The sequence below is a fragment of the Haloarcula marina genome (assembly GCF_024218775.1).
In the GTDB taxonomy this organism is placed as follows: Archaea; Halobacteriota; Halobacteria; order Halobacteriales; family Haloarculaceae; genus Haloarcula; species Haloarcula marina.
In genome coordinates this window covers 303,320-321,192 of the sequence record NZ_CP100405.1, presented here as the reverse complement: position 1 = coordinate 321,192, position 17,873 = coordinate 303,320, and the positions used below count along the sequence as shown (strand labels likewise).

13 protein-coding genes and 3 pseudogenes are annotated in these 17,873 nt (G+C 59.3%); 12 read left to right on the top strand and 4 right to left on the bottom strand.

Features of this window, described 5'->3' with window-relative positions; translation table 11 throughout:
* Positions 1 to 140: 140 nt before the first annotated feature.
* The 3 genes from xacF (at position 141) to NJQ44_RS19095 (ending at position 3,877) form a co-directional block, all read left to right on the top strand.
* Complete coding sequence (gene xacF, locus NJQ44_RS19105) at positions 141 to 1,586, top strand: 2,5-dioxovalerate dehydrogenase (protein ID WP_254274492.1); 1,446 nt, start codon at positions 141 to 143, stop codon at positions 1,584 to 1,586.
* A 72-nt stretch (positions 1,587 to 1,658) separates the two neighbouring features.
* Positions 1,659 to 2,432, top strand: a complete 774-nt coding sequence (locus NJQ44_RS19100) for an IclR family transcriptional regulator (RefSeq protein WP_254274491.1) — start codon at positions 1,659 to 1,661, stop codon at positions 2,430 to 2,432.
* A 197-nt stretch (positions 2,433 to 2,629) separates the two neighbouring features.
* Complete coding sequence (locus tag NJQ44_RS19095) at positions 2,630 to 3,877, top strand: mandelate racemase/muconate lactonizing enzyme family protein (protein ID WP_254274490.1); 1,248 nt, start codon at positions 2,630 to 2,632, stop codon at positions 3,875 to 3,877.
* Between the two features lie 31 nt (positions 3,878 to 3,908).
* On the opposite strand, the gene NJQ44_RS19090 is transcribed toward NJQ44_RS19095, so the two are convergent.
* Both NJQ44_RS19090 and NJQ44_RS19085 read right to left on the bottom strand, forming a co-directional pair.
* A complete protein-coding gene (locus NJQ44_RS19090) occupies positions 3,909 to 4,931 on the bottom strand; it encodes a Gfo/Idh/MocA family protein (protein ID WP_254274489.1) in 1,023 nt (340 codons plus the stop codon).
* Complete coding sequence (locus tag NJQ44_RS19085) at positions 4,931 to 5,923, bottom strand: aldo/keto reductase (RefSeq protein ID WP_254274673.1); 993 nt, start codon at positions 5,921 to 5,923, stop codon at positions 4,931 to 4,933. Before NJQ44_RS19085 ends, NJQ44_RS19090 begins: the two co-directional genes overlap by 1 nt.
* Positions 5,924 to 6,233: 310 nt before the next feature.
* Between NJQ44_RS19085 and NJQ44_RS19080 the strand changes: the two are divergent.
* The 5 genes and pseudogenes from NJQ44_RS19080 to NJQ44_RS19060 form a co-directional block, all read left to right on the top strand.
* A pseudogene (locus NJQ44_RS19080) lies at positions 6,234 to 6,745 on the top strand (CBS domain-containing protein); the annotation flags it as partial.
* A gap of 86 nt (positions 6,746 to 6,831) precedes the next feature.
* Positions 6,832 to 9,003 carry a CDC48 family AAA ATPase gene (locus NJQ44_RS19075; protein WP_254274488.1) on the top strand — a complete coding sequence of 724 codons (2,172 nt, stop codon included), beginning with the start codon at positions 6,832 to 6,834 and terminating at the stop codon, positions 9,001 to 9,003.
* A 398-nt stretch (positions 9,004 to 9,401) separates the two neighbouring features.
* Positions 9,402 to 10,526, top strand: a complete 1,125-nt coding sequence (locus NJQ44_RS19070; RefSeq protein ID WP_254274487.1) for a mechanosensitive ion channel family protein — start codon at positions 9,402 to 9,404, stop codon at positions 10,524 to 10,526.
* Between the two features lie 135 nt (positions 10,527 to 10,661).
* Complete coding sequence (locus NJQ44_RS19065; RefSeq protein WP_254274486.1) at positions 10,662 to 11,174, top strand: hypothetical protein; 513 nt, start codon at positions 10,662 to 10,664, stop codon at positions 11,172 to 11,174.
* 227 nt (positions 11,175 to 11,401) lie between these two features.
* Positions 11,402 to 11,986: pseudogene (locus NJQ44_RS19060) on the top strand (IS5 family transposase); the annotation flags it as partial.
* Between the two features lie 142 nt (positions 11,987 to 12,128).
* Here NJQ44_RS19060 and NJQ44_RS19640 read toward each other — a convergent pair.
* Complete coding sequence (locus NJQ44_RS19640; RefSeq protein WP_489146194.1) at positions 12,129 to 12,263, bottom strand: DUF8106 domain-containing protein; 135 nt, start codon at positions 12,261 to 12,263, stop codon at positions 12,129 to 12,131.
* Positions 12,264 to 13,678: 1,415 nt separating this feature from the next.
* On the opposite strand from NJQ44_RS19640, the pseudogene NJQ44_RS19610 reads away from it, so the two are divergent.
* From NJQ44_RS19610 to NJQ44_RS19040, 4 genes and pseudogenes are all read left to right on the top strand, one after another.
* Positions 13,679 to 13,789: pseudogene (locus NJQ44_RS19610) on the top strand (CBS domain-containing protein); the annotation flags it as partial.
* 192 nt (positions 13,790 to 13,981) lie between these two features.
* Positions 13,982 to 14,287 carry a DUF5789 family protein gene (locus NJQ44_RS19050; RefSeq protein ID WP_254274484.1) on the top strand — a complete coding sequence of 102 codons (306 nt, stop codon included), beginning with the start codon at positions 13,982 to 13,984 and terminating at the stop codon, positions 14,285 to 14,287.
* Positions 14,288 to 14,719: 432 nt separating this feature from the next.
* Entirely contained in the window at positions 14,720 to 15,526 is an 807-nt protein-coding gene (locus tag NJQ44_RS19045; protein ID WP_254274483.1) for an HpcH/HpaI aldolase family protein, read from the top strand.
* Positions 15,527 to 15,541: 15 nt separating this feature from the next.
* On the top strand, positions 15,542 to 16,693 hold the full coding sequence (locus tag NJQ44_RS19040) for a sodium:calcium antiporter (RefSeq protein WP_254274482.1): 1,152 nt from the start codon (positions 15,542 to 15,544) through the stop codon (positions 16,691 to 16,693).
* 114 nt (positions 16,694 to 16,807) lie between these two features.
* Here the strand turns inward: NJQ44_RS19040 and NJQ44_RS19035 are convergent, their stop codons facing one another.
* The gene (locus NJQ44_RS19035; RefSeq protein ID WP_254274481.1) at positions 16,808 to 17,839 is read right to left on the bottom strand and encodes an FAD-binding oxidoreductase; all 1,032 of its coding nucleotides are present in this window, start codon (positions 17,837 to 17,839) and stop codon (positions 16,808 to 16,810) included.
* Positions 17,840 to 17,873: the final 34 nt, after the last annotated feature.

Genomic DNA, 17,873 nt, shown 5'->3' with positions numbered 1-17,873 from the left:
CCTAAGGAACCGGTAAACGAAACCACTTCGAACTAGGTGTCGATACCGTGCCGACTTCGGCATCTGCCGAAGTGCACCGACCGAACGCACGGGCAGGAACAGAACTATTATGCCAAAAACACTTGTACCGTATATTCGTAATGAAGTTTAATAATTTCGTAAATGGGGAGTGGGTCCCCGCAGCAACTGGTACGACGACCGAATCGTACAACCCGGCGGCCACCGACGAGGTCGTCGGCGAGATACCGGAATCCACCGAAGCAGACGCCGACGCCGCCATTTCGGCGGCGGCCGGGGCCGAGGCAGATTGGGCAGATACACCAGGTACCGCCCGTGGCGCACTCCTGCGCGAGAGTGCAGAGTTGCTTGCCCAGCGCAAGGACGAGCTCACGGGGACGCTCGTTCGAGAGGAGGGCAAGGCGTGGTCCGAGGCTGCGGGCGAGGTCCAGCGCGCGATTGATATCTTCTACTATTACGCCTCAAAAGCTGCTGATCTCGGCGGTGAGGTCATGGCCAGTTCGAACCAGGATACCACGTTGAGCACACGGCTTGAACCTGTGGGCGTCGTCGCCGCAATCACCCCATGGAACTACCCCATCGCCATCCCCGCATGGAAGGTCGCGCCCGCCTTAGCAGCCGGGAACACAGTCGTGCTCAAACCGGCCACCCAGACGGGCGTAATCGCTAACGAGTTCGTCCGCTGTCTGTCGGACGCTGGCTTCCCAGACGGCGTCGTCAATCTTGTTACTGGTCCCGGTAGCACTGTCGGTAACGCGCTGGCGACCGATGATCGCGTTGATGCCATCTCTTTTACTGGCAGCGAGACAGTCGGCGACATCGTCTATCAGAACGCCGCCTCGGATCAGAAGCGCGTCCAACTCGAGATGGGAGGCAAGAACCCCACGCTGGTCACCGATAGTGCCGATGTCGAGGAGGCCGTCGACATCGTAGCCAACGGCGCGTTCGGGGTGACTGGACAGGCCTGTACGGCCTGCTCCCGTGCGATCGTTCATGAAGAGATCTACGAAGAATTCGTCGAGACGCTCGTCGACCGCGTCGAAAGCTTGGAAATCGGCCCAGGCAGCAACGATCCGGACGTGGCTCCCCACGTTAGCGAGGACGAACTTGAGGGGACACTCGAGTACGTCCAGATCGGTCAAAACGAGGGTGCAACCCTGGAAACGGGGGGACAACGACTCACTGGCGGGGTCTATGACGACGGCTACTACATCTCGCCAGCCGTCTTCTCCGATGTGGAGCCAGAGATGCGCATCGCTCAGGAGGAAATATTCGGGCCCGTCCTCTCCGTAATCCCCGTGTCGGACTTCGAGGAAGGGATAGATGTGGTCAACGGCGTTGAACAAGGCCTCTCCGCTAGCGTGGTCACAGACGATCTGCGCCAGGCCCACCGATTCGTCGACGAAGCCGATGCTGGAATCGTCAAGACCAACGAGAAAACCACCGGCCTCGAATATCACGTCCCCTTTGGCGGCATGAAAGCCTCATCCTCCGAAACCTTCCGCGAGCAAGGAGACGCCGGACTCGACTTCTACACCATCAGCAAGACCGTCTACCTCAACTACTGACGCATCAACACGTATTCAACGTGGTTCCCCAGAGCCGAACGACTTATTAGGTGCTGAGTTCCAGTGTGTGACATGACAACACCATCGAACGAACGCGGCGGTCGGACGATCCGGTCAGTAGAGATAGCTTTCAGTATCATCGACGTGCTGCAGGAGCGGGGTAGAGTCGGCGTGACGGAACTTGCGACGGAACTGAACCACTCCAAGAGCACAATCCACAGCCACCTCCGAACGCTTGAAGCCCAGGAGGTGTTGGTCCAAGACGACGGTAAGTACCGGCTGAGCCTCCGGATGCTCGACATGGCGACGCAGGTGCGTGAGCAGGTAGGGAACTACGACGTGATCCGCGACGAGGTCGAGACACTCGCCGAGGAGACTGGCGAAATCGCCCAGTTCGGCATCGAGGAGCACGGAAAAGTCATGTACCTTCACAAGGCAACTGGGACTCAGGCTGTCGAGACGGCCTCACGCGTCGGTACCCAGCAGCCGATGTACTCTACGTCGCTGGGCAAGACGATTCTGGCGTTCCTCCCCGAGGACCGTATTGACGAAGTCATCGAAGCGACGACGTTTGCGGCCAAGACTCACAAGACGATCACGAGTCCGGGCGAACTCCGTGAGGACCTCGAAATGATCCACGAACGCGGGTACGGCATCGACGACGAGGAGAACTTCGCTGGCCTCCGCTGTGTCGCGGCCCCAGTCAAGAACGACGACACGGTCCTTGGCGCGATCAGCGTCACCGGGCCGTCCAGTCGGTTCACCGACGATGTCCTACACGACGAACTCTCAGAGTCCGTCCAGCGCGCAGCCAACGTGATCGAAGTCAACACGAAGTTCTCTTGAGACCTGCTTCTCACTTCTGTTGTCTCCCCTAGTTGACGCTGACTGTCGACGGTGACAGACTCGTTTTTGAGACCTAAGCAAGAGTTGTTGAGACAGGACCTCCCTGAGGTAGGGAGAGGTGTCGTCCGGAATAAGAACGCCACGGCGGGCACACACCTGATGCAGATATTTAAGTCAGTCCACGATGTGGAACCCGTATGGACGTTACAGCGGTGCGTGGATACGCGCTATCCTCGCCGATAGAACCTGTCCAGGAGCGACCGTTCCACGGTGGGACGCGGCGGCTCTTGAAACGTGACGTGGTCCTCGTTGTTGTCGAGACTGCTGCGGGATATCGGGGCTTTGCAACGGCCGGTGCCAGCAGTTCCGCGATGCGCGAGTACTTCGAGGGCGATTCCCAAGGCACGTTCGCCGACGTGATGACCGAGACGGTCGCCGAAGCGCTGATCGGGTCCTCGATCCAGGACATCACCGAAGCGCACGCGGCGATCATAGAGACGGATCTACCGCCCCGCCTGCAGACGGAGGCTATCTCGGCGATTGACGTGGCGCTTCACGACATACGCGGGAAGGAGGTCGGCGCGCCAGTGTACGAACTCTTGGCCGAGCGGTTCGACACCTCTCCGAACACCGAGATGCCCCTGTACGCCAGTGCGGGGATGTACATGGAGCCGTCGGGGTACGTCGAACAGGCGAGGACGCTGGAGGAACTGGGATTTTTCGGTTATAAGTACCGCCCCGGAATTGGGCCCGCTGGCGACAGGGAGACCGTAGAGCGATTGATCGAGGCAACCGACGAGATGGAGATCATGCTCGACGTGCACACGTGGTGGAAACTCGAGGAGGCCTACGGCTTCGAGACGGTAACTGAACTCGTCACACACGCCGCAGACCGTGGCGCGTACTGGATTGAGGAACCCGTCGAACCCGACGACTACGAGGGGTACATCGATCTGGCTGCGTCTGGCGCCCCCCTGGCGGGCGGAGAGAGCGAGCCGACGCCAGAGGGACTGCTCGATCTGGCGCGAACGAACGCGGTCGATTTCCTCCAAGGCGATGTGCGCCACCACGAGGGCTTCACCGGCTGTCTCGACGCCGTCGAGTACTGTCGTGGGCGTCCGGTCGAGTTCGTACCCCACAACTTCGGGACGTGGTTCGGGCTGCTGGCGAACGCGCACCTCGTCGCCGCCGCGCCCGAGGTTTCGCTGCTCGAATACCCGGTATTCGAGGGGGATCCGGTCCTCGACGCTGCACTCAGTGGCGATCCCGACCCGGGCATGTACCCGTTCGACCTCGCGTTCGACATCCTCGCTGACACGCCCGCGATCAAGGACGGGCAGCTCACGCTCTCGGACGAACCGGGTCTCGGGATCGACGTGGACCTCGATGTGATCGAAGACTACCCCTTCGTCGAGGGGCCGTGGACAGAGTTCCACTACGACTGAGAGAAACGTCTTAATCGACGACTGATGCCTATCACTCGACGTTGGCCAGTCCGTCGTGTTGAACCGTCGTCGGGATAGCATCGGCGTATCCGCTCCGGACGCAGGTGTCGAGGATCGCTTCTGTCCGAAGGGCGTCGCGCCCTGACGTGCGGTTCGTCTCACCGTCGAGGAGGGCGCCTTCGACGTGAGTCAACAGCCCCTCGTGAGTGATCTCGGGTGGTTCGAAATCGAGGCGGCCGGTGTGGTCAGCCGTCTCGTAGACGAGCGTCCCGTCGTCCAGTGTTTCGGCCACGATGTGGCCCTCGGTCCCAAAGAGCCGGAACGCGTCCGACGACGTACCGGTGACGAAGTCGCTGGTCACCGTACAGACCGTCCCATCGATCACCACCGTCAGCGAGACGATTTCCTCCGTGGGGGTCTCTCCACTGGCATACCGGACTGAACCGGTCGCTTCCGTCGGCGCTCCGAGCAAATAACAGAGGAGATCCACACGATGGGACGCCGCATCGACGAACCACCCACCGCCGCTGACGGCCGGACGTTCGCGCCATCCGGGTTCGGCTGGCGTCGCGTGGCCGTAGTCGACGACGGCCCGGCATGGTTCCCCAATCGCACCGGCAGTCAGCAGTTCCCGAATCTTCTCGACGTGCGGGTGGAACCGACGGTAGTACGCGACGAACAATTCGACACTGTGGCGGTCGCAGTGCTCAATCATGGTCCCCGCTTCGGTCACGCTGCGCCCCATCGGTTTCTCTACGAGCACGGGCTTGCCCGCCTCGGCGGCGACCCGCGTGTACCCCTCGTGCGTGTCCGGTGGCGTTGCGATGTACACTGCGTCGACATCCGGGTCCGTGATGACCCGCTCGGCGTCGTCTGTGGCGATCGGGACGCCCGTCGCCGACGCGTAGGCCTCGGCCGATGTGCCGTCGGTCGAGACGACCGCTCGGACGTGGCTCCGTTCCGAATCCTGGAACGCCGGGCCGCTCTTTCGCTCGACGACATCACCACAGCCGATCACGGCCCAGCGAATCGGCTCGGTCCGGTCGTTGTCCATTAAAGGTCCTCGGGCGACCACGTCGGATCGATCGGCGCTTCGAGGTGCGATACCTCGTTGTCGGTGAGCGACACGGTGAGCGCCCCGACGTTGTCCTCCAGGTGATCGAGTTTGCGCGGTCCGATAATCGGGGCGTCGACCACGTCTTTGTGCAGCAGCCACGCGAGACTGACCTGCGCGGGCGTCGCGTCCTTCTCGGCCGCGATTTCTCGCACACGGTTGAGCGTCTCCCACGCGTCGTCGGAGAAACGGTCCTCGGGTCGCCGGTCCTCGGTGAACCGCTTGGAGTCGGCGTCGATCGTCGCATCACGTTCGTACTTCCCAGCGAGGAAGCCCCGGGCGAGAGGCGACCACGGGACGACTCCGATGTCCTGATCGGCACAGACCGGGAGGACGTTGGCTTCCTCGTGGCGGTTGACGAGGCTGTACTCGGGCTGCATCGAGACGAACCGCTCGTAGTGCTCCACGTCGCTCGTTTTGAGGGCCTTCATGAACCGCCAGCCTGTCATCGAACTCGCGCCGACGTACCGGACCTTACCCTGATCGACGAGGGTGTCCAGCGTCCGCAGCGTCTCCTCTATCGGTGTGTGCTCGTCCCAGCGATGAATTTGGTACAGGTCGACATAGTCGGTTCCGAGGCGCTCCAGACTGGCGTCGATCTGCTCCATAATGTGCTTGCGCGATAGCCCCATCCCGTTTGGGCGCTGAGCCATCTGATTGTACACCTTGGTTGCGACGACGAACTCATCCCGGCGTCCCTCCAGTGCCTTTCCAAGTATCTCCTCGCTTTCTCCTGTCGAGTACATGTTTGCCGTGTCGAAGAAGTTGATCCCGAGGTCAATCGCCCGCTCAATCACCTCAAGACTTTTTTCCTCGTCGTCGGTCGTCCAATCCCACTCGTAGCCCGGTCGGTTCCCGCTGCCGAAGTTCATACAGCCGAGACAAAGGCGCGAGACTTCCAGACCCGTGTCTCCGAGGTACGTGTACTCCATGTCAGTGTCTGACATTCAATTTTTGGTTCCCAGGGCAGGATAATAAGCGTGCTGCCCGGGTCGATAGAGTACTATCTGACATTTGTATTGCCAATTTTGTCTCCATTTTGCCCATTTTAGTTTCTATATTGATATGTCCGAGTATAGTAAACATCTTATAACTCAAAAGATAATTTTCTATGGCACTTCAAGACCTATTTGTCTAGATAATGGGCAAAGATACGTTTAAATTTGTCACAGAGAAGCAGACGCAATTCTCCCTCTCCGTGGAGTGAACTATCCCACCCTCAAACGCGAGCCAACCTTGGAGTTTGAGGTTCGCGAGGGCGATTCCGACCGAATGCTCGATCTGCCGGTACGGAACCTGATGTCCTCGAGACGATGTTCGAGCGGGAGATATCCTCGCTCATCGTCACGGCCGACCCGACCGGTGAGCCAGTCGGTATCATCACGAAGACGGGCGTCATCGAGCGCTCACCTGACTACAGGAGAGTCACCTCGAAGTACGGCGACATGACCATTATCAAGACGAGTGTCGAACTGCACGAACACAGGGAGCAGTCACGGGGTGTTCCGGTGGTGCTGGCCTGCATCCGTCTCGTCACCGACCGAGGCTACTTCATGGCAGACGGGTAGGGTTACGGCGCGACACACGCCCCCCGTCTGGCGGCCAACGCTATCGTGCGACAACTCCTCAAGGCCAAAATCTACGGCCATTCGAAGAAGCATCCAAATCCGGACGCCCGGGAGCAGCTGTACGGCTGGTGGCTCGGCGCCTGTCAGGAATGTAGACGCACAGATATTTCCGTCGCGGAACAGTAGTCTGTGTAGTTCCAGTTCTGTATCTGTCTCGACGACGTGGATAGCCGCGTCATTCCTTTCGAGTGCAGCCTGGACGGTGACTACTGATGAAATTGATTGTGAAGCCGCTCGACAGGCAGAGTGCAGGCAAGGGTATCGCAGCGATAGACCGCGAGGCGATGTCGGAACTCGGCATCGAAAGCGGTGAGTTCGTCCGCATCGACGGCGACGGCGGCACTGCAGTCGTCCGTGTCCGACCGGGACAGACCGACGAGCGACAGCGTGGGGTCCTCGGTATCGACGGGCAGACGCGGAAGGCTATCGGCGCACGCCTCGACCGACTCGTCTCGGTCGGGGCCGCCGACGTGGAACCAGCGGCGACGCTGTCGATTGCGCTCCCCGAGGGTCTCCAGATTCGAGGGAACCTCTCCTCGTATCTCCGCGAGAAGCTCGCCAACCGGGCCGTACAGGAGGGCCAGACCATCCCGCTCTCGCTCGGACTCGGCGCGGCGATGGGGCGCTCGAACCGCCGGATTCCGATACGCGTCGTCGGTACCGACCCCGAGGGAACCGTCGTCGTCACGGGGTCGACCGACGTCGAGGTCGTCGACCGATCTACCGAGGCCGTCGACGCGGCGGGCGACGTCGAGAGTTCGGCTGCCGAGCTACCGGGCGTCACGTACGAAGACGTCGGTGGGCTGGACGACGAGCTCGACCAAGTGCGGGAGATGATAGAGTTGCCGATGACACACCCCGAACTGTTCCAGGCGCTCGGTATCGAGCCGCCCCAGGGCGTCTTGCTTCACGGCCCGCCGGGGACTGGGAAGACGCTGATAGCGAAGGCGGTCGCCAACGAGATAGACGCCAACTTCTCGACTATCAGCGGGCCGGAGATCATGTCGAAATACCACGGCGAGAGCGAGGAGCGGCTCCGTGAGGTGTTCGAAGAGGCCGCCGAGAACGAGCCCGCGATTATCTTCATCGACGAGATCGACTCCATCGCTCCGAAGCGCGACGACACCCAGGGCGAGGTAGAGCGCCGGGTAGTCGCCCAACTGCTCTCGCTGATGGACGGCCTCGAAGAGCGCGGCCAGGTGACGGTCATCGGGACGACGAACCGCGTCGACTCCATTGACAACGCCCTCCGGCGCGGCGGGCGATTCGACCGCGAAATCGAGATCGGCGCGCCCGACACACAGGGACGGAAGGAAGTTCTCCAGATTCACACCCGCGAGATGCCCATCGCAGAGGACGTCGACCTCGACACGTACGCCGATAACACGCACGGCTTCGTCGGCGCGGACCTCGAAAGCTTGGTCCGGGAGTCGGCGATGAACGCACTCCGGCGCGTCCGCCCGGACTTAGACCTCGAAGGCGACGAGATAAGCGCCGAAACGCTCGAGACGCTCGAAGTCACTGAAGGGGATTTCCGTTCGGCGCTTCGGGAGATTGACCCGAGCGCGCTCCGAGAGGTGTTCGTCGAGAAGCCCGACGTGACATGGGACGATGTCGGTGGCCTCGCCGAGACCAAAGAGCGACTGCAGGAAGCCATCGAATGGCCGCTCGCCTACCCCGACGCCTACAAACAAGTCGACCTCCAGTCGACGAAGGGGATTCTGCTGCACGGACCGCCCGGCACCGGCAAGACCCTGCTCGCCAAGGCAGTCGCGAACGAGGCACAGTCGAACTTCATTTCGGTGAAGGGCCCCGAACTGTTCGATAAGTACGTCGGTGAGAGTGAGAAAGGCGTCCGGGAGATATTCGAGAAGGCGCGCTCGAACGCGCCCACCGTGATATTCTTCGACGAAATCGATGCCATCGCAAGCAAGCGCGGAAGCGGTGGCGGGGACAATCAGGTCGGCGAACGCGTCGTCTCGCAGCTGTTGACCGAACTCGATGGGTTAGAGGAACTCGAAGACGTGGTCGTGGTCGCCGCCACGAACCGGCCAGACCTCATCGACGATGCGCTGACGCGAGCGGGCCGCATCGAGCGCAAGATAGCGGTCGGGGTACCCGACGAGGCGACTCGGCGCGAGATTCTGACGATTCACACCCGCAAGCGACCGCTGGCAGACGACGTGGACCTGGACCAGCTAGCTGCCGACATGGACGGTCTCGTGGGGGCGGATGTGGCCGCGCTGTGTCGCGGCGCGGCTACCGCCGCCGTTCGCGAACACGTTCGCTCCCAGTCCGGCGACGAACCGACGGCCGTCGAGGATATTGTCCTCACCCAGGCACATTTCGACGCGGCACTCACCGAGGTGACAGACGAGTCATAGGCTGGGACAGGCGTAGTCCACTCATCGCGTGGGCTGAGTTTTCCCTGTACGCTCTTCGGAAGGAAATTGTTGGGCGGCTGGCGCTGTGAAAGCGTAGCGGGCACAGGTTATGCGTCCGCGTCACCCTTCGTTATCCTTTCAGCTGCAGTGCTGGCCACCGGCGCGATTGTTGCCGGTGCCACTCCCATGACGAGTCTGGGTGGCGTTACAGAATAACGCCTTACCAGTACTGCGCGACAAGTCATCTGTCTTCATCGAGTCGCAGGGCCTGCAACGGGTGCGCTCTCGGTGGAATCTGTAGTTCTCTGAGTGCTTCAACGGAGTTGGATTCTTAACAGTTACCTGCGGAACACGACATCGCCCGTTCTTTATCAAAGTAGCTCGTCTCTCAACGTCTCATGCGAGGAACTTCGTGTTGTATTCTACCCCTTCAAGTCCCGCTCCAGTCCAGCCCTTCGTTTGACGAGGCCCTGACGATCATCGCCGGAGCAGTTGTCATCGGAGGAGTGATTTGGTATCTTGGAACGTATCTTCAGTCCTACGTTCGAACCGAGACCGCCGAAATCGTGCGAGCGGGACTGCTTCTTGTACTGGCTTCCGTCGTCGCCTTCGTCCTGTTGGACAGGTGGGACGCAACGACTGACGCGCTGGAAATCGCGGGCTTCGTCCAGGTCGGTGTCGATACTGGTGTCCGTGTACTCCTCTCGGTCGTCCTCTTCGTCGCCGCGTACACTGGCACACGGCTTCTCAAAGGATTGCTTCTGGACGGAACCCGCTCTAGAATCCGAGTGACATCGGCCCACCAGCGTCGTGTCAGCTTCTACGTCGGCCAGATCGTACTCTACACCCTCGCGGTGTTTGGAACGTTCTCACTCTGGGGGTTTCAGCTGAGCAATCTCCTGTTGGGTGCTGGCGTCCTCGGGATTATTCTCGGCTTAGCGTTCCAAAGCACGCTCGCGTCGATTCTCGCGGGGTTCGTCCTGATGCTCTCACGGCCGTTCGACGTCGGCCACTGGGTCAGAATCGGGGAGCACGAAGGCTTTATTACTGAAATCACGGTCAATCACGTCCGGCTCCGTAATCTCGACGGTGAGCACGTCGTCCTCCCGAACGAAGCCGTCGGAAATCGAACGATCATCAACCGAAGTGTGGAAGGGAAACTACGACAGCGTGTCGAAATCGGGATCGATTACGACGTGGACCCCGAGCGTGCGGGGGCGATCGCGCTGGAGGCGATCGCGGACCTCAACGAGATAATGAGCCAGCCAGCCCCGCAGGTGTTTCCGGTTCGATTCGATGATTCAGCCGTCGTACTCGAACTCCGGTTCTGGATAGACAATCCGACGCCACAGCGAAAGTGGCTGTCGGTCCAGGCCGTCATCCACAGCGTCAAATCTGCGTTCAACCGAGAAGGTATCAAGATTCCCTTCCCGCAGCGGGAACTCACCAAGCGAGGGGAGGGTGATTCAGTTCGCATCCGGGATACTGAGCCAACCGAAACTAGGAGAGACCAGTCGGAGTGAGTCCAGAGCAGGTTCGAACGCAGACAGTGACCACCTGGTGGAACCAGCGGACTGAACTGGGGAGCAACAGCGGCAAAGGTCGAACGGTCACTTCCCGGCGATGACCTGCTACCGGACGCAGATGCAGCGTCGACGATGGCGATCACTATCGACGTCCCGTCCAACGCCATTTGGCCGTGGCTGCGCCAACTCGGTCAAGAACGGGACCGGTTCTACAGCTACGAGTGGGCGGAGAACCTCGTCGTCCTCGACATCCACAGCGCCGACTGCATCGTTCCAGAGTGGCAAGACCTTGCTGTGGGCGACACCAACCGTCTCGGTCAGGCTGATCGGTTCCCGGACGCGACGCTGGAGGTGGTCAAGCTCAATCCGGAGTGGGCGCTGGTCCTCCGAACGCCCGACGAGCCGGCGTGGTGGGTCTGGTCGTTCGTCCTCGAACCGCTCGACGACCGAGCGACGCGACTGCTCGTCCGCTCTCGGAATCGTCTGCCAGCGAACCCCGCGGTTCGTATCGGCGCTCGATCGGTGCTCGACCCGGTCACGTTCTTGATGACCTACGGTATGCTGCGGGGACTACAAGAGCGGGCGGAACGGCTCGCGGAGCAACCAACTTCGCAGGTCAGTTCGGAGCGAGGTGCCCGCATGTGAGTCTAGCCGTACACGAACGTTTCGGGAAAGTCGGTGCGTACCGAGGAGGCTGTACCCTATGATTCAAATCGCGGTAGCCGTCTTCCTCGTACTGCACGGACTGGTTCACTTCTGGTACGTCGTACTGAGCCAGGGATGGATCGAGATCGAAGAGCAGATGGGCTGGAGCGGCCAGTCGTGGTTGCTTTCTGGAGTCCTTCCCGAACGGACGCATCTCTCTCCCTCGCCAGTGTGCTTTATGCAAAATGTTCGACCGCCTAGAGATGGCTATCTGGCGCGTGCTTCTCACTCTCTCAGTAACCCAGCTGCCGACGAACGGTATTGTTAGCATCGATGCCTCAGGCCTCGAGCGGAGTCACGCCTCGAAACACTACACGAAACGAGCGAAACTGAGGATTCAGCAACTCAAAGCGACACTATTGATCGATACGAGGGTGAACGCAATCATCGATTTACACGTGACGACGACACGAAAACACGATAGCCAGATTGCTCCGTCCTTGATCAAGCGCAACCCCGAGACCATTGACATCCTGCTCGGTGACAAAGGCTACGACGATCAGAAAACCAGACGGCTTGCCCGTCAACACGAGATTTACCCACTGATCAAGCACCGTGAGTTCACATCGCTCCACAAGGCATAGAACGCACGCTTAGACGCTGATCTCCACGCCCAACGGAGTCAATCTGAGACCGTCAACTCAACACTCAAGCGGAAGTACGGCGCGCTCGTCCGCTCACGCCGCTGGTGGAAACAGTTCCGTGAACTCACTATCTCCTGTCTCATTCATAGCGTAGATGGATCACTCTAAACGGTCAATACAGCAGTCATACTGAACGGCTGTTTCAGCTGCTCAATCTTGAATACTGATTTCAATACATCAGGGTTCCGTCACATTTGGAAGTAAGAGGGCTTACGCTACTCCCTATGAAGCGATTCACCTCTCCGCTTGGTCAATTCTTTTTGATATGAGCGGGTATCATTGCTCCACAATTCGGACACTCGTAGGTCTGAGAATCAGCGAGGACGCGGATGAGCCAGTCGTCATTAATGCGACTTTCGTGACTACACTCAGGGCAATAGAGCATCACCTTGCCGATCGGCTGTCGCTCAGTAGTGGAAATAGAGGGCGTCATTCCCTTACCTTCTCTCCAGACAGGGATAACCATGTCGCACTTCAGCCCGAATGTCGACTCGTCACCGACGGTGGACAATGGACCGGTGACGAAATTGAGCAGTTCGCAGTCTCTATCGACCGGCTGTTTCAGCAGGATAATATGTCGGAAGGATAGGATTTCAACAGAGCCACTTTTTCCACCACTTCCCTAAGAGGGTTATCGTTTTGAGAAGTGAGAACTATAGATAATAACGAAATTAGCGATTCGTGAGACTAATCACACTTCTATGTCTGGGGCTGTTACTGGTGCTTGCAGGGTGCACAACAGCACCATCTGGACAAGAGGATCCGGTAAAAGTAATCGTCAATAATTCAGCCAACGTGACTCATTCGTATGAAGTATCGGTGGTAGAAGTCCCAGCGAATTTAACCAATAGACGAAACGATGGGCTTACCGGCAATTATCAAATAGGACAAGGCCTGAGATCATATTCCCCTGGTGAGAATTATGCGTGGACGTCAATCGAACTCCCTCAGTCTGCCCACTTCCATGGGCGTTACAAACTCAAACCTGGCGATGAAAATCAGAGCTTGATCGAGGAATTCCCTCAGAACTTTGCAGTCATCGTTGTGATTTACCAAGAAGAGAGCAAAATAACTTGGTGGGTCAGTGCCAATTGTGATGAGTCAGTATTGACATATGTCGAAGTAATCAGTTATCCCAATCCGCCGGGGGGAGCTCTTGCGTCGTATCGGTGCGTGTAGAATCTACCACCAACTTCGTATTAAGAGAAAACTGCTCTGTAGGATCGGAATACAGTGCTGGATTTCAGGGATATCTTACGTTACGTCAGAGGCTGTAGACGGTGTATTTGAGAATAATTTCACAGAACTCCAGATGTCAACTTTGCGTATACACGGCTGGATACGGTGGACTCCGTGAACTCGTTTCCTATATATAAGGTTTGAAATAGTATTCGTATTACAAGATAGTGAATTCGGGATAGTCTGTCACTTCGCCACTGTCAAACGGATATAAATCAGATTGCGTGAGCGTCTCAAGTTCACCGTATGGCAAATCGGTCGCTTCGTCTCACTGACGCGTACAGTGTTGGCATTAAACTCCACCGGCAACTCCGCGGTGGGTCAGTCCTCACGAACACACTCACCGCTCTAGAGGGCCCGTTCGAAACGCTTGAGGACGGCTACCCCGAGTGGCATCCGGCACCATATCCGTTCCATGGAATGCTTCGACTGTTCCTTTACCGAGAAATCACGGGTCAGAGCTATCGAAGCCTGACACAGTACGCAGAACTCGTAGAGGTGTTCGGTATCGAACGCATCCCGGATGAATCGGTTCTCTCACGCACCTGGCGCAATCGGTTCGCGAACGCAGTTGAACGCCAGCTGCTCAAGGGGAAGACCTACGGCGACTCGAAGAAGCATCCCGACACTGACGAGCAGGAACGGCTCTACGGGTGGTGGCTCGGCGGATAACCGTATCAGTGTTAACGAAGGCCGAGGAGAACGTCCCCTCGTTCACCGGGTACACCGTGCTTGAGCGGTCCAAGGGCGAACGTGTCACCGCCAACGGTGTGTCAAGTACTGTATCTCAGTTAATCAAAAAACGACTCGGTTTGTAAATTATTGTCACTTTATGTTGGTGGGGAACGGGTATCCGGGTATCTGATGAAGATACCTACCGTAATCGCATCCCTCGAAGACGAATTCAGCTTTCCGATCGATCACGGCTCGGTCATCGAGCAGATTGGAGACATCGAACTCGAGGCCCCGGACGCACAGGAAACCGAGACGATTTCGACGATACTCGGTCACGTCGGTCAAGAGAGGTATACCTCGGCCGACGAGTTGTACACGACCATCATCGGTAACGTGAGCGACGAGTATATCGGGCGCAAATTCTACGATGACCGTGGCACGAACCCCTCCGTAGCAGCGGTGGGGCCCACGGACGAAGCCGACGTTTCGTTCTGAAGAATGCGTCGTAGCCACAGAGAGTGAGTGCCTGTTGACCAACTACGTCAGAAGCCTCTGCACGTGTTCATCACGGCTCGTCTCATGGCTGGTCTCAACCTCACCGACGAACCGGACGATCAATCGAGTTCATCAGAAACTGAATCAGACGGCCGAGCCGGTCGGTGATGCGATGTCGAACGCTAGGTGACTCAGCGTCGGATTGTCAAACCAGTATTCCATATCCGTTGAGGGCTCTGCATTCACCGACAACAAATCCGACGACGACGATGGGTTGTACCGATCGCGATTCCACGACGGACCCTCGGTGGACGTGAGGCGTACCCACTCAGCGGTCGTCCGACTACCACCTTTCTCTCGATTAATCACAATCGCGTATGCGATGAAAACTGTTGGAGTTTTTATACGAGTGCCCCGAATGCTCCGCTTGCGATGAGTAACGAAAAGAGAGCTTCACAGCCAGCCAACGACCTCGCCGCAACCCTGAAGGACGGCGGTATCGCTCTCGGCGTCCTCGACAATACGTACAGCCCGACGCTCGTGGAGTTCTACGGTGAGCTCGGCGTCGATTTCGTCTGGGTGGATCTCGAACACGGTGGACCGAACCCGTCGGATGCACGTCAGTTGGAAGACCTCCTCCGCGCAGCCGAACGGACGGAGGTGGAAGTACTTCTCCGACTTCCCGATACGGATCTAACGCTCGTCCGGAAAGCGCTGGACCTCGGTGTGAGAAACGTGTTCCTCCCCCGCGTGGAAACCGCCGACGAAGTCCGCGATGCGGTTCGATCCGCACGGTTCCGTTACGACGATGGTCCCGGTGATCGAGGACTGGCCTCGCCACGGGCGTCTCGCTGGGGCCTCGCTGACGATTACATTGCGACCGAAGACAGAGAAACCCTCGTCGGTGTGACCATCGAGACCGAGGCGTCCATCGAGAACCTGGACGACATCCTAGCCGTCCCGGACCTGGGATTCGTCTTCATCGGCCCGTTCGACCTCTCGGTGTCGCTCGGTCACCCCGGTGAGATAGATCATCCGATGGTGCAGGAAGCCGTCGAGACGGTTCGATCGAAGGCCGTCGATGCGGGTGTCCCCATCGCAGGACTCGGATTCGGGATGGATGATGTCAACGAAAAAGCGACGAACGGCTACCAGATGCTGAACCTCGGGAGTACGACCGGGGCGCTCGAGCAGACCGTCACTGGCTGGTTCGATGCCTACGAACAGAACGACACTTGAATTGAACACACCACCATGTTCCAAACAGTAGAAGTTTTCTCGATTCCACTGCTGAATCTCGGACTGCTTCTCGGCGCGTTTGCATTACTCCTCGGTGGCGCGGAGATCTTCACGAATTCGGTCGAGTGGTTCGGATATCACCTCGGCGTGAGCGAGAGCGCGACCGGAAGCATCCTGGCCGCAGTCGGGACGGCGTTACCCGAGACGATGATCCCCGTGATTGCCATCGTTTCGGTCCTCCTCGGTCGGGGGGATCAGGCCGCTGCCGACGCGATCGGCGTCGGGGCCATCCTTGGCGCGCCGTTTATGCTTGCGACGATCGCGATGACCTTGGTCGGCGCGAGCGTGCTGTATTTCGGCAGCCGTCGCGACGCCGGCCAGATATTCGAGGCCGACGTGCCAGCCCTCCGACGTGACCTCTCGTTTTTCCTCGTCGGATACACGTTCGCAGTGGTGGCCGCGTTCGTTCCATCTCGCGGGCTCCGTATCGGTATTGCCCTCGGGCTCGTCGCCCTGTATGCCGTGTACGTCAAGCAAACACTCGCAGCCGGCCAGCGTATCGTCGGGGAAGAACTCGATCGGCTACACCTCAGGGGGTTACTAACCGAAGGCCAGCGACCGTTCCCGGCGTTCGGATCGGCCATCGTCCCCATCGACGAACCACCCCTGTGGATGGTAGTCACGCAGACCGTGTGTGCGCTGCTCGTGATCATCGCTGGTGCCCATCTGTTTGTGACCGAGGTTGAGTTCTTCTCGACGGAGGTGCTGGACGTTCCCGCAGCGCTGATTGCCCTCCTGTTAGCACCGCTGGCCACTGAACTCCCCGAGAAATTCAATTCAGTCATCTGGATCGGTGAGGGTAAAGATACCCTCGCAATTGGGAATATCACGGGCGCGATGGTGTTCCAGGGAACGCTCCCTGTCACGCTCGGTATCCTGTTTACCTCTTGGGACCTCGGTGTCTCGTGGGGGACGATTGGATTCCTGAACACGCTGTCAGCGGTTCTCGCGCTTATTGGTGGTGCGATGGTCTTGCTTCGGACCCAGTTCATATCCACGAATCGAATGCGTCCAACCCCGTTCCTCGTTGCCGGGCTTCTCTACGTGGTGTTCATCGCCGTCGTCGTCTACCACGTCGTGGTCCTCGGCGTCGCCGCCGGTCACTGAGCAATCCGGTACGAGAGAACACCGAGGACGACCGACGGGTCGTCGCTTCCCGAGACGGACGTCGAGGCGACGCAGTAGCCAGGCGCTCTCTCCCGGCCCTCTGTGCAGCGAAGGTTACCCGTAGCCCTCGCAGTGGACGTGCCGGGGTGGGACGCCGAGCCGTCGGACTGCCGTCTCCAGACTGTACACCATCGCGTTAATCCCGCAGGCGTACACCTCCATCGCGTGTGGATCCAGTCGCGCGCCGATGTCGGTTTCGGGTCGGTCGTCGAGCAGTTCGGCCATGTGACGCCCGAACGTGGCATCTTCGAGCGACCGTTCGTCGACGTATTTCAGCAGCGCGTCCTGGATGTATTCCGTCTCGCCGTCCCAATCCGACAGCCACGGTTCCCGGGAGAGGCAGGGTACGTAATGGAAGTTGTCGTGGGTCTGAGCGCGGTCCAGAAACGCCTCGTGATACGGCAGGTCGTCCTCCCATGCCGCACCGAGGAACAGCCACACGTCCCGATCGTCGCCCCGGTACTCGTCGCGCTCCTCCTCGAACGTGTAGTCGATCATGCTCTTCATCGGCGCGACGCCCGTGCCGGTTGCGAGAAACACCGCGTCACGGCGCGAGACGTCCTCTAGGAGAAGGTGGCCGTTGGGCCCCCGGATGGTTACCTCGTCCCCGACCGAGAGGTCGCCACAGAGACGCCGCGAGAGCCGGCCGTCCGGCACCCGACGGACGCACAGTTCGGTCTCGTCACGATTGGGCGAACTTGCGATGGAGTACGCCCGGGTTCGGCTCCCATACCGGATCGAGACGTACTGGCCCGCGGCGTGTCCGACCGGTTCATCGGTCTCGAGGACGATCCGCACCAGTGCGGGATGGTCCCGCTTGAATCGATCCCGCAGGGCGCCGATTCGTGGCGCCAGTTTCCGATTGGAGTGGGTCGCTCGCTCGAAGACGGTGTCCCAGTCGATCGCTCCCCGCTCGGGGACCGACTCGTCGAACCCGTATCTAGCGCCGAGGTCGAGAAGCCGCGCTCGAACCTCGTCTCGTCGACGCCGATCCATCGCCGACACCTCCGAGACTGTCGCGGACTTCGAGACCAACGGGAGCGAATCCACGTGGTCGTGCTGGGACTTGTGCTCCCGTACTGGCATACAGTCCTGGAGTGAGTGAACGCATCTCAATGTT

Bases quoted from the DNA above. Each gene is read 5' to 3' on its own strand.
- NJQ44_RS19050 (WP_254274484.1), top strand. From the start codon at position 13,982: ATGAAGATACCTACCGTAATCGCATCCCTCGAAGACGAATTCAGCTTT.
- NJQ44_RS19065 (WP_254274486.1), top strand. From the start codon at position 10,662: ATGGCGATCACTATCGACGTCCCGTCCAACGCCATTTGGCCGTGGCTG.
- NJQ44_RS19070 (WP_254274487.1), top strand. From the start codon at position 9,402: ATGCGAGGAACTTCGTGTTGTATTCTACCCCTTCAAGTCCCGCTCCAG.
- xacF (WP_254274492.1), top strand. From the start codon at position 141: ATGAAGTTTAATAATTTCGTAAATGGGGAGTGGGTCCCCGCAGCAACT.
- NJQ44_RS19090 (WP_254274489.1), bottom strand. From the start codon at position 4,931: ATGGACAACGACCGGACCGAGCCGATTCGCTGGGCCGTGATCGGCTGT.
- NJQ44_RS19095 (WP_254274490.1), top strand. From the start codon at position 2,630: ATGGACGTTACAGCGGTGCGTGGATACGCGCTATCCTCGCCGATAGAA.
- NJQ44_RS19035 (WP_254274481.1), bottom strand. From the start codon at position 17,839: ATGCCAGTACGGGAGCACAAGTCCCAGCACGACCACGTGGATTCGCTC.
- NJQ44_RS19075 (WP_254274488.1), top strand. From the start codon at position 6,832: ATGAAATTGATTGTGAAGCCGCTCGACAGGCAGAGTGCAGGCAAGGGT.
- NJQ44_RS19640 (WP_489146194.1), bottom strand. From the start codon at position 12,263: ATGCTCTATTGCCCTGAGTGTAGTCACGAAAGTCGCATTAATGACGAC.
- NJQ44_RS19100 (WP_254274491.1), top strand. From the start codon at position 1,659: ATGACAACACCATCGAACGAACGCGGCGGTCGGACGATCCGGTCAGTA.
- NJQ44_RS19085 (WP_254274673.1), bottom strand. From the start codon at position 5,923: ATGGAGTACACGTACCTCGGAGACACGGGTCTGGAAGTCTCGCGCCTT.
- NJQ44_RS19045 (WP_254274483.1), top strand. From the start codon at position 14,720: ATGAGTAACGAAAAGAGAGCTTCACAGCCAGCCAACGACCTCGCCGCA.
- NJQ44_RS19040 (WP_254274482.1), top strand. From the start codon at position 15,542: ATGTTCCAAACAGTAGAAGTTTTCTCGATTCCACTGCTGAATCTCGGA.